Annotated in this window: 8 protein-coding genes; 5 read left to right on the top strand and 3 right to left on the bottom strand. The window is 61.7% G+C overall.

Annotation, left to right across the window (positions count from 1 at the left end):
* Positions 1-13: 13 nt before the first annotated feature.
* Positions 14-1,498 carry a sodium/proline symporter PutP gene (gene putP / locus HBR94_RS07525; protein ID WP_170044456.1) on the bottom strand — a complete coding sequence of 495 codons (1,485 nt, stop codon included), beginning with the start codon at positions 1,496-1,498 and terminating at the stop codon, positions 14-16.
* Positions 1,499-1,956: 458 nt separating this feature from the next.
* On the opposite strand from putP, the gene putA reads away from it, so the two are divergent.
* Positions 1,957-5,910, top strand: a complete 3,954-nt coding sequence (putA, locus tag HBR94_RS07520; protein WP_169959906.1) for a trifunctional transcriptional regulator/proline dehydrogenase/L-glutamate gamma-semialdehyde dehydrogenase — start codon at positions 1,957-1,959, stop codon at positions 5,908-5,910.
* A gap of 186 nt (positions 5,911-6,096) precedes the next feature.
* Positions 6,097-7,899: an acyl-CoA dehydrogenase gene (locus HBR94_RS07515; protein ID WP_169959907.1), complete on the top strand. Its 1,803-nt coding sequence runs from the start codon at positions 6,097-6,099 to the stop codon at positions 7,897-7,899.
* Here the strand turns inward: HBR94_RS07515 and HBR94_RS07510 are convergent, their stop codons facing one another.
* Together HBR94_RS07510 and HBR94_RS07505 are read right to left on the bottom strand one after the other, a co-directional pair.
* The gene (locus HBR94_RS07510) at positions 7,900-8,193 is read right to left on the bottom strand and encodes a cell division protein ZapA (protein WP_057437293.1); all 294 of its coding nucleotides are present in this window, start codon (positions 8,191-8,193) and stop codon (positions 7,900-7,902) included.
* Positions 8,190-8,420: a hypothetical protein gene (locus HBR94_RS07505; protein WP_029299225.1), complete on the bottom strand. Its 231-nt coding sequence runs from the start codon at positions 8,418-8,420 to the stop codon at positions 8,190-8,192. Before HBR94_RS07505 ends, HBR94_RS07510 begins: the two co-directional genes overlap by 4 nt.
* A 275-nt stretch (positions 8,421-8,695) precedes the next feature.
* On the opposite strand from HBR94_RS07505, the gene HBR94_RS07500 reads away from it, so the two are divergent.
* The 3 genes from HBR94_RS07500 (at position 8,696) to mscK (ending at position 15,636) form a co-directional block, all read left to right on the top strand.
* Positions 8,696-10,321: a methyl-accepting chemotaxis protein gene (locus tag HBR94_RS07500; protein ID WP_170044455.1), complete on the top strand. Its 1,626-nt coding sequence runs from the start codon at positions 8,696-8,698 to the stop codon at positions 10,319-10,321.
* A gap of 163 nt (positions 10,322-10,484) precedes the next feature.
* Positions 10,485-12,227, top strand: coding sequence for a potassium/proton antiporter (locus HBR94_RS07495; RefSeq protein ID WP_115127220.1), 1,743 nt, complete (start codon positions 10,485-10,487; stop codon positions 12,225-12,227).
* A 70-nt stretch (positions 12,228-12,297) separates the two neighbouring features.
* Positions 12,298-15,636, top strand: coding sequence for a mechanosensitive channel MscK (gene mscK / locus HBR94_RS07490; protein ID WP_057437285.1), 3,339 nt, complete (start codon positions 12,298-12,300; stop codon positions 15,634-15,636).
* Positions 15,637-15,644 lie beyond the last annotated feature (8 nt).

Genomic DNA, 15,644 nt, shown 5'->3' with positions numbered 1-15,644 from the left:
CTGCATGAACGCCTCACTTGTTGAGGTTGTAGTCTTTCTCGGCAGCGTTGAAGCGCTCAACCATACCGGCAGTCGGCGCGCCCATCTTGCTCACGAAGTAGATCGCCAGGCTGGCGAACAGGAAGCCTGGGATGATTTCGTACAGACCCAGCAGCTCGAAGTGTTTCCACACGATCACGGTGATCGCGCCGACCAGGATACCGGCCAGTGCGCCGTTGCGGGTCATGCCTTTCCACAGGACCGAGATCAGGACCACAGGACCGAACGCGGCGCCGAAGCCGGCCCAGGCGTAGCTCACCAGGCCCAGTACGCGGTTTTCCGGGTTGGCAGCCATCGCAATGGCGATCAACGCAACCACCAGCACCATGATCCGACCGACCCATACCAGCTCAAGCTGGGACGCGCCCTTGCGCAGGAACGCCTTGTAGAAGTCTTCGGTCAGGGCGCTGGAGCACACCAGCAACTGGCAGCTCAGGGTGCTCATCACGGCAGCCAGGATGGCCGACAGCAGCACGCCAGCAACCCAAGGGTTGAACAGCAGCTTGGCCAGTTCGATGAACACACGCTCTGGGTTTTCGGTCACGGGACCAGCGACTTCCGGGTGCGCCGAGAAGTAGGCAATACCGAAGAAGCCTACGGCCACGGTGCCGGCCAGGCACAGGATCATCCAGGTCATGGAGATACGACGTGCATTGGCAATCGACTTGACCGAATCCGCCGCCATGAAACGCGCGAGGATGTGCGGCTGGCCGAAGTAGCCCAGGCCCCAGCCCATCAGCGAGATGATGCCGATGAAGGTGGTGTTTTTCAGCATGTCGAAGCTGGTTGGATCCTTCGCTTCAATAGCCAGGAAGGTGGTATCGACACCGCCGGTGGCCAGCAGCACGATGATGGGCGTCAGGATCAACGCGAAGATCATCAGGGTGGCTTGTACGGTATCTGTCCAGCTTACTGCCAGGAAACCACCGATAAAGGTGTAGGCAATCGTCGCCGCAGCACCGGCCCACAGCGCCGTCTCGTAGGACATGCCGAAGGTGCTTTCGAACAGACGGGCACCGGCCACGATGCCGGAAGCGCAGTAGATGGTGAAGAACACCAGGATCACTACCGCCGAGATAATCCGCAGCAGGCCGCTCTTGTCTTCAAAACGGCTGGAGAAGTAGTCCGGCAGGGTCAGGGCGTCGCCGTTGTGTTCGGTCTGCACGCGCAGGCGACCTGCCACAAACAGCCAGTTCAGGTAAGCACCGACGATCAGGCCGATGGCGATCCAGCTTTCCGACAGGCCCGACATGTAGATGGCACCTGGCAGGCCCATCAACAACCAGCCGCTCATATCCGAAGCGCCAGCCGAGAGTGCGGTGACGACGCTGCCGAGGCTGCGACCACCGAGGATGTAATCGGAAAGGTTATTGGTGGAGCGATAGGCCATGAGACCAATCAGCACCATTGCCGCGATGTAGATCACAAATGTGATCAAGGTTGGATTACTTACGCTCATTGAGTTACGCCCTGGCTTTGTTTTTATGTAGCGGCGGTCTGTCAGGCCATCTACAACCGAGTAGTGTGTAGACGAAGCTGCGTGCCGCGCATTTATGACTGACGTTTCCCCAGGAAAGCCATCAGCCGATGAACCGAACCCTAGGGTTGGTTGCACCTTGGGCGTGAATGCTATTCAACAAAGCAAATAAGGTGCAACCAGTTTCGTGAGAATTAGTTGCACCCTGGCGCGTTTTTCGGCAAACGGCGGTTTTTTGCTCCTTTTCGGAGCAAGAACAGCCAAATCCAGAAGCAAATGCACCAATATTCAGCCGATTTGGTCGAGTGAAAATGATTTCTGACGAGCAGCGTGAATTTCATGAAGAAAATGGGTTGCACCCGGTTGCACCTCGTACGGCGCAAAGCTAATCTTGCCGCCAGCTGATGCCACACAGTAGTGGCACCCATGAGGATAAAAATATGGCTACGACCACCCTTGGGGTCAAACTCGATGACCCAACCCGCGAACGCCTCAAGGCCGCCGCGACCTCCATTGATCGCACGCCGCACTGGCTGATCAAGCAGGCAATTTTCAATTACCTGGAGAAACTCGAGGGTGGTGCAACCCTGACGGAGCTCAACGGTTCGGGCCTCAAGGACGCAGACGACGCGGGCGAGGTGCAGAACGACCACGCTCACCAGTGCTTCCTCGAATTTGCCGAAAGCATCCTGCCGCAATCGGTGCTGCGCGCCTCGATCACCGCCGCTTACCGCCGCCCCGAGCCGGAAGTGGTGCCGATGCTGATCGAGCAGGCTCGCCTGCCGGCCCAGATGGCCGAAGCCACCAACAAGCTGGCCGCCTCGATTGCCGAAAAACTGCGTAACCAGAAGAGCGCCGGCGGCCGTGCCGGTATCGTCCAGGGCCTGCTGCAGGAATTTTCCCTGTCGTCCCAGGAAGGCGTGGCCCTGATGTGCCTGGCCGAAGCGCTGCTGCGGATCCCCGACAAGGGCACCCGTGACGCGCTGATCCGCGACAAGATCAGCACCGGCAACTGGCAGCCGCACCTGGGCAACAGCCCATCGTTGTTCGTCAACGCCGCCACCTGGGGCCTGCTGCTGACCGGTAAACTGGTCGCCACCCACAATGAGGCCGGCCTGACCTCCTCCCTGAGCCGCATTATCGGCAAGAGCGGCGAGCCGATGATCCGCAAGGGCGTCGACATGGCCATGCGCCTGATGGGCGAGCAGTTCGTCACCGGCGAAACCATCGCCGAAGCCCTGGCCAATGCGAGCAAGTTCGAAGCCAAGGGCTTCCGCTACTCCTACGACATGCTCGGTGAAGCTGCACTGACCGAACACGACGCACAGAAGTACCTGGCCTCGTATGAACAAGCCATTCACTCCATCGGCAAAGCCTCTCACGGCCGTGGGATTTATGAAGGCCCGGGCATCTCCATCAAGCTGTCGGCCCTGCACCCACGCTACAGCCGCGCCCAGTACGAGCGCGTGATGGACGAGCTGTACCCACGCCTGCTGTCCCTGACGCTGCTGGCCAAGCAATACGACATCGGCCTGAACATCGACGCCGAAGAAGCCGACCGCCTGGAGCTGTCCCTGGACCTGCTCGAGCGCCTGTGCTTCGAGCCGCAACTGACCGGCTGGAACGGTATCGGTTTCGTGATCCAGGCTTACCAGAAGCGCTGCCCGTACGTGATCGACTACGTGATCGACCTGGCACGCCGCAGCCGTCACCGCCTGATGATCCGCCTGGTAAAAGGCGCGTACTGGGACAGCGAAATCAAGCGCGCCCAGGTCGAAGGCCTGGAAGGCTACCCGGTCTACACCCGCAAGGTGTACACCGACGTTTCCTACATCGCCTGCGCACGCAAGCTGCTGTCGGTACCGGAAGTCATCTACCCGCAGTTCGCCACGCACAACGCCCACACCCTGTCGGCCATCTACCACATCGCCGGCCAGAACTATTACCCCGGCCAGTACGAGTTCCAGTGCCTGCACGGCATGGGTGAACCGCTGTACGAACAAGTCGTAGGCAAGGTTTCCGAAGGCAAGCTGAACCGTCCGTGCCGCGTGTACGCGCCGGTCGGCACCCACGAAACCCTGCTGGCCTACCTGGTGCGTCGCCTGCTGGAAAACGGCGCCAACACCTCGTTCGTCAACCGTATCGCCGACCAATCCATCTCGATCCAGGAGCTGGTGGCCGATCCAGTGGCCAGCATCGAGCAGATGGCGACGCTGGAAGGCGGCTTCGGCCTGCCGCACCCGCGTATCCCACTGCCACGCGACCTGTATGGCAGCGAGCGCGCCAACTCTGCCGGTATCGACCTGGCCAACGAACACCGCCTGGCGTCGCTGTCCTGCGCCTTGCTGGCCACCGCGCACAACAACTGGAAGGCCGCGCCGATGCTCGGTTGCGCGTCCAGCAATGAAGCCGCTGTGCCGGTGCTGAACCCGTCCGACCTGCGTGATGTGGTTGGTCACGTCCAGGAAGCTACGGTCGAAGACGTCGACAACGCGATCCAGTGCGCCCTGAATGCCGCACCGATCTGGCAGGCCACCCCGCCGGCCGAACGCGCCGCGATCCTCGAACGTGCCGCCGACTTGATGGAAGGCGAGATCCAGCCACTAATGGGCCTGCTGGCCCGTGAAGCCGGCAAGACCTTCGCCAACGCCATCGCCGAAGTGCGTGAAGCCGTGGACTTCCTGCGTTACTACGCCGTGCAGGCGCGTAACGATTTCACCAACGACGCCCACCGCCCACTGGGCCCGGTGGTGTGCATCAGCCCGTGGAACTTCCCGCTGGCGATCTTCAGTGGCCAAGTCGCCGCCGCACTGGCCGCCGGTAACCCGGTATTGGCCAAGCCGGCCGAACAGACCCCGCTGGTCGCCGCGCAAGCCGTGCGCCTGCTGCTCGAAGCCGGCATTCCGGAAGGCGTGCTGCAACTGCTGCCGGGCCAGGGCGAAAGCGTTGGTGCCCGCCTGGTGGGTGATGATCGCGTCAAAGGCGTGATGTTCACCGGCTCCACCGAAGTGGCGCGCCTGCTGCAACGCAATGTCGCCGGACGCCTGGATGCCCAGGGCCGCCCAATCCCGCTGATCGCCGAAACCGGCGGCCAGAACGCGATGATCGTCGACTCCTCGGCTCTGACCGAACAGGTGGTGATCGACGTCGTCTCCTCGGCCTTCGACAGTGCCGGCCAGCGTTGCTCGGCCCTGCGTGTACTGTGCCTGCAGGAAGATTCGGCAGACCGCGTCATCGAAATGCTCAAGGGTGCCATGGCCGAATGCCGTCTCGGCAACCCGGAGCGCCTGTCTGTGGATATCGGCCCGGTAATCGACGCCGAAGCCAAGGCGGGCATCGAGAAGCACATCCAGGCCATGCGCGACAAAGGCCGTACCGTGTACCAGGTGGCAATTGCCGACAGCGAAGAAATCAAGCGCGGCACCTTCGTGATGCCAACCCTGATCGAACTGGAAAGCTTCGACGAGCTGCAACGGGAGATCTTCGGCCCGGTCCTGCACGTGGTGCGCTACAAGCGTAAGGAGATCGACCAGTTGATCGGTCAGATCAATGCTTCTGGCTACGGTCTGACCCTGGGCGTGCACACCCGTATCGACGAGACCATCGCCAAGGTGATCGACAACGTCCATGCCGGTAACGTCTACGTTAACCGCAACATCGTCGGTGCCGTGGTCGGCGTGCAGCCATTCGGTGGCGAAGGCCTGTCGGGTACCGGCCCGAAAGCCGGTGGCCCGCTGTACCTGTACCGCCTGCTGTCGACCCGTCCTACCGATGCGATCGAGCAATCCTTCGTACGGGGTGATGCACTGGCCGCACCGGATGTGCGCCTGCGTGACGCCATGAGCCAACCGCTGAGTGCCCTGAAAACCTGGGCCGACGGCAACAAGTTCAGCGAACTGAGCGCCCTGTGCAGCCAGTTCGCCGCGCAATCGCAAAGCGGTATCACCCGCCTGCTGGCCGGCCCGACCGGCGAGCGCAACAGCTACGCCATCCTGCCCCGCGAGCACGTGCTGTGCCTGGCGGACGTAGAAGGCGATCTGCTGGCGCAACTGGCGGCCGTACTGGCTGTGGGTAGCTCGGCAGTGTGGCCGGAGTCTGACCTGACCAAGGCGCTGTTCCCACGGCTGCCCAAGGAAGTTCAGGCGAAGATCCAGCGTGTAGCCGATTGGACCAAGGACGAAGTGATCTTCGACGCCGTCCTGCACCACGGCGATTCCGACCAACTGCGTGGGGTTTGCCAGCAAGTGGCGCAGCGCAGCGGCGCGATTGTCGGGGTCAATGGCCTGTCCTCGGGCGAAACCAACATTGCGTTGGAGCGCCTGGTGATCGAGCGTGCGTTGAGCGTCAACACCGCTGCGGCGGGTGGTAACGCGAGCCTGATGACTATCGGCTAGTCACCACCGAGCACTCCGCGTCCGCGACGCAGAGCGTCGCAAGAGGCGTTCCCACGCAGAGCGTGGGAACGATCTTGTACATCCATCCTGCCTTTGTTTTGCTGCTCCATCACCCAGATCAATCTTGCTATCGCGCCTCTATTCGCGCACTTAGACTGCGGCCTATTCCCAAATAGGTAAGCCGCCATGTCCGAGACGCTCCTCAGTTCCCGCAATCTGGCTTTCGAGCTGTATGAAGTCCTCGATGCCGAGGGCCTGACCCAGCGCGAGCGGTTTGCCGAACACACTCGCGAAACCTTCGATGCCGCCATCGGCACCGCCCGCCACATCGCCGAAAAGTACTTCGCCCCCCACAACCGCAAGGGCGACGAGAACGAACCGCGCTACGAAGATGGCCAGGCGATCCTGATCCCGGAAGTGAAACCTGCCGTGGATGCCTTCCTCGAAGCCGGTTTTCTCAATGCAGCGCGCAGTTTTGAAGCCGGTGGCATGCAACTGCCGACGCTGCTGTCCCAGGCCTGTTTTGCGCACTTTCAGTCAGCCAATGCGGCTTCCACCTCGTACCCGTTCCTGACCATGGGCGCGGCCAACCTGATCGAAAGTTTTGGCACCGAGGAGCAGAAGCAACGCTTTCTGCAACCGATGATCGAGGGCCGCTTCTTCGGCACCATGGCCTTGACCGAACCCCATGCCGGCTCGTCGCTGTCGGATATCCGCACCCGCGCCGAGCCGGCGGCGGATGGCACCTACCGCCTCAAGGGCAACAAGATCTTTATCTCCGGTGGCGATCACCCGCTGTCGGAAAACATCGTGCACATGGTCTTGGCCAAACTGCCGGACGCGCCCGCCGGGGTGAAGGGCATTTCGCTGTTTATCGTGCCCAAGTTCCTGGTCAACGACGACGGCAGCCTGGGCCCGCGCAATGATGTGCTGCTGGCCGGGCTGTTCCACAAGATGGGCTGGCGTGGTACCACCTCCACCGCGCTGAACTTCGGCGATAACGGCGAGTGTGTCGGTTATCTGGTGGGCAAGCCGCACCAGGGGCTGGCCTGTATGTTCCAGATGATGAACGAGGCGCGGATTGGGGTCGGCATGGGTGCGGTGATGCTCGGTTACGCCGGTTACCTGTACTCCCTGGAATACGCCCGGGAACGCCCGCAAGGCCGCCTGCCCGACAGCAAAGACCCGAACACCGCGCCGGTGTCGATCATCCAGCACGCTGATATCAAGCGCATGTTGCTTACGCAAAAAGCCTATGTAGAAGGCGCCTTCGACCTGGGCCTATATGCCGCGCGCCTGTTCGATGACACGACCACCCTGGACAGCGAAACCGGGCGCAGGCAGGCCCATGAGTTGCTGGACCTGCTGACCCCGATCGTCAAATCCTGGCCTTCGGAGTTCTGCCTGAAGGCCAACGAGCTGGCGATCCAGATTCTCGGCGGCCACGGCTACACCCGCGAATACCCGGTGGAGCAGTACTACCGCGACAACCGCCTGAACCCGATCCACGAAGGCACCCACGGCATCCAGTCCCTGGACCTGCTGGGACGCAAGCTTGCGCAAAATGGCGGTTCGGGCCTGAAGCAGTTGATTCGCCTGATCGCCGAGACCGGCGCACGGGCCCAGCAATACCCGTCACTCACGGCCATGCGCGAACCGCTGGAGCAGTTGGTGGCGCGCCTGCAAAGCGTAACCCTGGGGCTGTTGACGGATCTCGCCCAGGGCAAGGTCAACAGCAGCCTGGCGAACTCGGCGCTGTACCTGAAAGTGTTTGGGCATACGGTGATTGGCTGGCGCTGGCTGGAACAGGCGATCCGCGCCGAAGAAGGGCTGGCCAGGGGCAATGCGGCAGATGTGGCCTTCTATAAAGGCAAGCTGCAAGCGGCCCGGTACTTCCTGACGTGGGAAGTACCGGGCTGCCATCATGAACTGTCGATCCTGCAGGCGCGGGACGATACGTGCCTGGCCATGCAGGATGAATGGTTCTGATCAGGGCTGGCCGATGGCCTTGGCAATCACATCGACCGTGGCGCTGACTTGCTCTTGGTAACGGTCGAGTTCCTGCTGGTGACGCTGCTGCATGTCGATCTGCTCGGCACATAGATTCAGCGCCGCCAGCACCAGCAGCTTGTCGCCGATCAGGGTCGGGTACTTCTGCTTGGTGGTTGCCAGGGACGCCTTGAGCAGGGTCACGGCCTTGAGCAGGGTGCTGTCTTCCCCATCCGGGGCCTTGATCGAGTAATCCTCACCGAGAATCGAAACGACCTTTATCCCTTCACTCATGCGCTGACAGGACCTGCGCTCACACGCTCAACCAACGCCTGGATACGGGCTGCGGTGGCGCCCTGCTTTTCTTCCTGTTCCATCAGGTTCAGTTGCAAGCTGTCGTTCTCATCCTTGGCGCGGGCCAGCTCGGCCTTGAGGGATTCGTTGGTGCCCAGCAGTGCTTGATTCTGCTGCACCAGGTCACTGACCAGTTGTTCCAGTTGGCTGAGGGATGTTTCTAACATTTTGAATTCTCGGGCTTTTTCAAAGGGCGGTGACGATAAAGAAAATTCACCGTGGAAGCCAGGGTTATCCTGGCGCGCAGCCCCGATTTCACGGGTCAGGCCACGCTGTGGAGCCTTAGTGACTGCATTTACGCCATCTGGTTCCTGAATCCATTCCAATCCGCGCAGGGTGCGACAAAAGCGCGCACCCCCTCAAGACTTTAGTCGTACGTCCGATAGGTCTTGCTTACCCCGCCTCAAAGCCGCACGGATCGCGCCTCTCCCAGGACCACTGCATGTCTCTTCGTAATATGAATATCGCGCCGCGCGCGTTTCTCGGCTTCGTGTGCATTGGTGCGCTGATGTTGTTTCTCGGTGTTTTTGCGCTGAATCAGATGGGCAAGATCCGTGGCGCGACCGAAGACATCACCCTCAGAAGTGTGCCGAGCATTCGCGCCCTCGACGACTTCACCCAACTGACCCTACGCCTGCGTGTGTTGTCCTACCGCCTACTGACCAACCGCGAGCCCGAGGTTCAACAGAAAACCCTGGAAGCCTTTGAACTGCGCAACCAGCAGATCCGTGCCGCCCAGAGCGTGTATGAAAAGCTGATCGACAGCCGCGAGGAGCGCTCGGCCTACGACGATTATGTGCGCCTGCTGGGCCAGTACCGGCAGATCGAAGAGCGGATGAAGAGCCTGTCGCGCAACAATCAGATCGAAGAGCTGCGCACCTTGCTCAACACCGAACTGCTGAGCAACTCCGAGGCAGTCAACACGGTGCTGACGCGCCTGCTGGACATCAACAATTCGATGGCCAACGACAGCAACCAGAAAGCCGCCGAGCAATATGATTCGGCCTTCGGCCTGGTGGTCGCCCTGCTGGTGCTGGCCACGGCGCTGACCATGCTATTTGCCTGGCTGCTGACCCGCAGCATCACCCTGCCCATCGCCCAGGCCCTGGACGCCGCCGAGAACATTGCCGAGGGTAACCTGACCCAGCCGATCAAGGTCGATGGCGATGACGAAGCCGGCCGCCTGTTGCGCGCGATGAATAAAATGCAGGAGAAATTGCGCGACACCCTGCAGCGCATTTCCGGCTCGGCCACCCAACTGGCCTCGGCTGCCGAAGAACTGAACGCCGTCACCGATGAAAGCGCCCGTGGCCTGACCCAGCAGAACAACGAGATCGAGCAGGCGGCCACCGCCGTCAACGAGATGACCAGCGCCGTCGAAGAAGTGGCGCGCAATGCCGTCAGCACTTCCGAGGCCTCGAAAAACGCCACCGCCTCGGCCGGCGATGGCCGCGACCTGGTGCAGGAAACCGTCAGCGCGATTGAGCGCATGAGCGGCGATGTGCAGGGCACCGCCACGCTGATCGGCGCCCTGGCCGAAGAGTCGCGGGATATCGGCAAGGTATTGGATGTGATTCGCGGCCTGGCCGACCAGACCAACCTGCTGGCCTTGAACGCCGCCATCGAAGCCGCGCGTGCCGGGGAAGCCGGGCGCGGGTTTGCCGTGGTTGCCGATGAAGTACGGGCCCTGGCCCATCGGACCCAGCAATCGACCAGTGAAATCGAGCGGATGATCGGCAGCATCCAGGCCGGCACCGAACAGGCAGTGGACTCGATGCGCAACAGCACCGAACGCGCCGAATCGACATTGAACATCGCCAAAGGCGCGGGGATGTCCCTGGATACCATCAATAGCGCAATTATCGAGATCAACGAGCGCAACCTGGTGATCGCCAGCGCCGCAGAAGAGCAGGCGCAGGTTGCGCGGGAAGTGGACCGCAACCTGGTGAACATCCGCGACTTGTCGGTGCAGTCGGCCACCGGCGCCAGCCAGACCAGTGCGGCGAGCAGTGAGTTGTCGCGCCTGGCGGTGGATTTGAATGGGATGGTGAGTAGATTCCGTCTCTAACAGACACTGCATCATAAATGTGTGAGCGGGCTTGCCCGCTCCCACATTGGTTCTGTGTAAACCTGAAAAGCTTTTTGACAGCGCAGCAATTCAACAGGTTAGAATCGCTGGCACGCAGACTGCATGGTCAGTCTGCGCCCGCCTTATTTTCGGAGTACTGCCTTTGAATGCGACGACCATCAACAGCCTGTTCTTGATCGGCGCGTTGCTGGTAAGTGCGAGCATTCTGGTGAGTTCTCTTTCGTCCCGCCTGGGGATCCCGATCCTGGTGATCATCCTGGCCGTGGGCATGCTGGCCGGCGTCGATGGCGGCGGGATCATTTTCGATAACTACCCAACCGCGTACCTGGTGGGCAACCTGGCATTGGCAGTGATCCTGCTCGATGGCGGCTTGCGGACCCGGGTCGCGAGTTTTCGCGTGGCACTGTGGCCAGCCCTGTCGCTGGCGACCGTGGGGGTGTTGATAACCACCGGCCTCACCGGTATGGCGGCGGCCTGGCTGTTCGACCTCAATATCATCCAGGGCCTGCTGATCGGCGCCATCGTCGGCTCCACCGATGCCGCCGCCGTGTTCTCGCTGCTGGGCGGCAAGGGCCTGAACGAACGGGTCAGTGCCAGCCTGGAAATCGAATCCGGCAGCAACGACCCGATGGCGGTGTTCCTCACCGTGACCCTGATCGACATGCTTGCCAGCGGCCAGACCGGCTTGCACTGGAGCCTGTTGACCCATTTGATCCGCGAGTTCGGCATCGGCGGCATTATCGGCCTGGGCGGCGGCTGGTTGATGCTGCAACTGGTCAACCGGATCAACCTGGCCAACGGTCTGTACCCGATCCTGGTGATCGCCGGCGGCCTGTTTGTCTTCGCCCTGACCAACGCCTTGCACGGCAGCGGCTTCCTCGCCGTGTACCTGTGCGGCCTGGTGATCGGCAACCGCCCGGTACGCAGCCGCCACGGCATCCTGCATATGCTCGACGGCATGGCCTGGCTGGCGCAGATCGGCATGTTCCTGGTGCTGGGCCTGCTGGTCACGCCCCATGACCTACTGCCCATCGCCCTGCCGGCCCTGGGCCTGGCGCTGTGGATGATCCTGTTTGCGCGGCCGCTGTCGGTGGCCGTCGGCCTGCTGCCGTTCAAGGCCTTCCATGGTCGCGAAAAAGTGTTTATCGCCTGGGTCGGCCTGCGCGGCGCGGTGCCGATCATTCTCGCGGTGTTCCCGTTGATGGCCGGCCTGCCCCATGCCCAGCTGTATTTCAACCTGGCGTTCTTTATCGTGCTGGTGTCGTTGCTGGTGCAAGGCACCAGCCTGCCGTGGGTCGCCAAGCTCTTGAAAGTGACGGTCCCGCCCGAGCCTGCGCCGATTTCCCGGGCAGCCCTGGAAGTGCACGTCACCAGCGAGTGGGAGCTGTTCGTCTACCGCCTGGGTGCGGAGAAATGGTGCATCGGCGCGGCCCTGCGCGAGCTGAAAATGCCTGAAGGCACGCGGATCGCCGCGTTGTTTCGTGGTCAGCAACTGCTCCATCCGTCGGGTAGTACGGTGCTGGAAGCCGATGACCTGCTGTGCGTGATCGGCCATGAACACAACCTCGCCGCCCTCGGCAAGCTGTTCAGCCAGGCACCACAACGGGGCCTGGACCTGCGCTTCTTCGGCGACTTCGTGCTGGAAGGCGACGCCCAGCTGGGCGCGGTTTCGGCGCTGTACGGGCTCAAGCTCGACGGCATCGACCCGGACATGCCACTGAGCAGCTTTATTACCCAGAAAGTCGGTGGCGCGCCGATTGTCGGCGACCAAGTGGAGTGGAACAACACCATTTGGACGGTTGCCGTGATGGACGGGAACAAGATCGGCAAAGTCGGCGTCAGATTCCCCGAAGGAAGTCGCCCGGGGCCCGGACTCTTCCTCTAAACTGCGGGGCGACGGTGTGCCAGTGGCCATCAGCACGCCCCCTATTCTTCATCTTGTTCGATCGGTCTCTATGACATTCCTGCGCACTTTTTTAGCCACTGCCCTGCTGGGTCTGACCCTCTGCGTCAGCCCCGTATATGCCGCCGCCCCGCCAAGCATCGAGAGCGTGCAACAGACCCTGGACAAGCTGCCTGACCGCAAACTGCCCGACGCCGACATGAAGGCGCTGCAAAATGTGTTGCAGCAGACCCTGACCCTGCTGGGCAACAAGCAGGATTACGAGCAACGCCTGACTGACCTCAAGCGTCAGCTCGAAGGCGCGCCCCGCCAGACCACGGAAAACTCCCGTGAACTGGCCCGCCTCAAAAGCACCAAAGTGGTGCCTGTGGCCCAGCGCTACGCCAGCCTGCCGGTGCCGCAGCTCGAACAACTGCTGGTGCAGCGCAGCACCCAGCAGGGCGATCTGCAAAAGGAGTTGGCCGACGCCAACAGCCTGAGCATCGCCGCCCAGACCCGCCCCGAGCGCGCCCAGACCGAAATCAGCAACAGCCAGACGCGCATCCAGCAGATCAACGGCATCCTCAAGGCCGGCAAGGACAATGGCAAACCCCTCAACGGCGACCAGCGCAACCTGCTGAACGCCGAACTGGCGGCGCTCAATGCCTTGATCCCGCTGCGCCGCCAGGAGCTGGCGGGCAACAGCCAGCTGCAAGACCTGGGCAACAGCCAGCATGACTTGGCAGTGGAAAAAACCGCGCGCCTGGAGCAGGAAATCCAGGATCTGCAAACCCTGATCAACCAGAAACGCCTGGCCCAGTCCCAGGAAACCGTGACTCAGCAGTCCATCGAAGCGCAGAAGGCCGGCGGCAGCAGCCTGCTGACCACGGAAAGCGCGGCCAACCTGAAACTGTCCGACTACCTGCTCAGGAGCACCGACCGGCTCAACGAGCTGACCCAAGAAAACCTGAAAACCAAGCAGTTGCTGGACAACATGACCCAGAGCGATTCGGCCCTGGACGAGCAGATCAACGTGCTCAAGGGCAGCCTGCTGCTGTCGAAAATTCTCTATCAACAGAAACAGGCCTTGCCGCGCCTGAAGGTCGACCGTGACCTGGCGGACGATATCGCCAACATTCGCCTGTACCAGTTCGAGGTCAACCAGCAGCGCGAACTGATCAACTCGCCAAGTGCCTACGTCGATAACTTGCTGGCCAACCAGCCCGAAGACCAGGTCACCCCGCAATTGCGCCGCACCCTGCTGGAACTGGCCGTGACCCGCAGCGACCTGCTCGAGCGCCTGAGCCGGGAACTGAGCGCACTGCTCAACGAATCCATCACCCTGCAACTGAACCAGAAACAGCTGCTCAGCACCGCCGCCAGCCTGCGCGCGACCCTCGACGAACAGATGTTCTGGATCCCCAGCAACAAACCGCTGGACGTCGAATGGCTGGAAGCCGTGCCCACCCGCCTGGAAAAACAGGTCAACACCCTGCCCTGGGCCTCCAGCCTCAGCGAACTGTATGACGGCCTGACCCAGCGCCCGCTGCTGTTCTTGCCCCTCCTGCTGTTGATCGGCGCCCTGCTATGGCGACGTAACAACCTGTACGAGCGGCTGAAAAAAATCCATATGGATATCGGTCACTTCAAACGTGACAGCCAGTGGCACACCCCGATCGCCATTCTGGTGAATATCCTTCTGGCCTTGCCGGTGACCCTCGGCCTGGCGCTGTGTGGCTACGCCCTGCAAATCGATGCCCGTGGGCAGAACGCCAACCTGGGCATGGCCCTGGTACAGATCGCCCAGGCGTGGTTAGTGTTCTACACCGCCTATCGCATCCTGGCGCCGGGCGGTGTGGCCGAACTGCATTTCCGCTGGGAAAAACCCCAGGTCGAATTCCTCCAGGGCTGGATCCGCAAACTGGGGCTGGTGGTGTTGGCGCTGGTGGCCGTGGTGTCCATCGCCGAACATCAGCCGGCGGCCCTGGCCAACGATGTGCTGGGGATCGCTGTGGTCCTGACCTGCTACGGGCTGATGGCCTGGCTGCTCAGTCGCCTGTTGCTCAATAGCCCGACCCATGAAAAGGCCTCGCTGTTTCGCAAGGTGGTCGGCGTGGCGTTTACCGCGCTGCCCATCGCGCTGTTTATTGCCGTGTGTTTTGGCTACTACTACACCGCGCTCAAACTCAGCGACCGCCTGATCAACACCCTGTACCTGCTGATGTTCTGGCTGGTGATCGAAGCCACCTTCGTGCGTGGCCTGGGTGTGGCCGCACGGCGCCTGGCCTACTCCCGGGCACTGGCCAAGCGCCAGGCGGCCAAGGAAGCCGGCGACGGCGAAGTGGTGATCGAGGAACCGACCCTGGATATCGAGCAGGTCAACGAGCAGTCCATGCGCCTGATTCGCCTGGCCTTGCTCGGCGGCTTTATCGCGGCGCTGTACTGGGTCTGGTCGGACCTGATCTCGGTGTTCTCCTACCTGGACAACATCACCCTCTACGAGTACACCAGCGGCACCGGCGCCAATATCAGCATGGTGCCCATCAGCATCGGCGACATGCTCGGCGCACTGATCATCATCGGCATCACCTTCGCCCTGGCGCGCAACCTGCCGGGCCTGCTGGAAGTGCTGGTGCTGTCCAAACTCGACCTGGCCCAGGGCAGTGCCTATGCCACCACCACCTTGCTGTCGTATGTGATTGCCGGTGTGGGCTTTGTGTCGACCCTGTCGACCCTCGGGGTCAGCTGGGACAAATTGCAATGGCTGGTGGCCGCGCTGTCGGTGGGCCTGGGTTTCGGCATGCAGGAGATCTTCGCCAACTTTATCTCCGGCATCATGATCCTGTTCGAGCGCCCGGTGCGCATCGGCGACACCATTACCATCGGCAACCTGTCGGGGACGGTGAGCAAGATCCGCATCCGCGCCACCACCATCACCGACTTCGACCGCAAGGACATCATTGTCCCGAACAAAACCTTTATCACCGGGCAACTGATCAACTGGTCGCTGACCGACACCGTCACCCGGGTGACCCTCAAGCTTGGCGTGGACTACGGCTCCGACCTGGACCTGGTGAAGGAATTGTTGCTCAAGGCCGCCAGGGATAACCCACGGGTACTGAAAGACCCGGAACCCCTTGTGTACTTCCTGAACTTCGGCGAAAGCACCCTAGACCACGAATTGCGCATGCATGTGCGCGATCTGGGCGACCGCAACCCGGTGATTGATGAGGTCAACCGCTTTATCAACCGTGAGTTCAAGAAGCAGAGCATCAACATTTCGTTCCGCCAGATGGAGGTTTACCTGAAAAACCTGCACGGCCAGGAATACAAGCTGGTGGAAATCGAACCCCTGAGCAAGCCGGCGAATGACGGCTCGCCACAACCCACACCACCGGCCAAACTCGACTAACCGCGCTA

This window comes from Pseudomonas sp. WS 5412, from assembly GCF_012985615.1.
GTDB lineage: Bacteria > Pseudomonadota > Gammaproteobacteria > Pseudomonadales > Pseudomonadaceae > Aquipseudomonas > Aquipseudomonas shahriarae.
The sequence above is the reverse complement of the archived record's forward strand: the minus strand, read 5'-3'. Positions and strand labels throughout refer to the sequence as shown.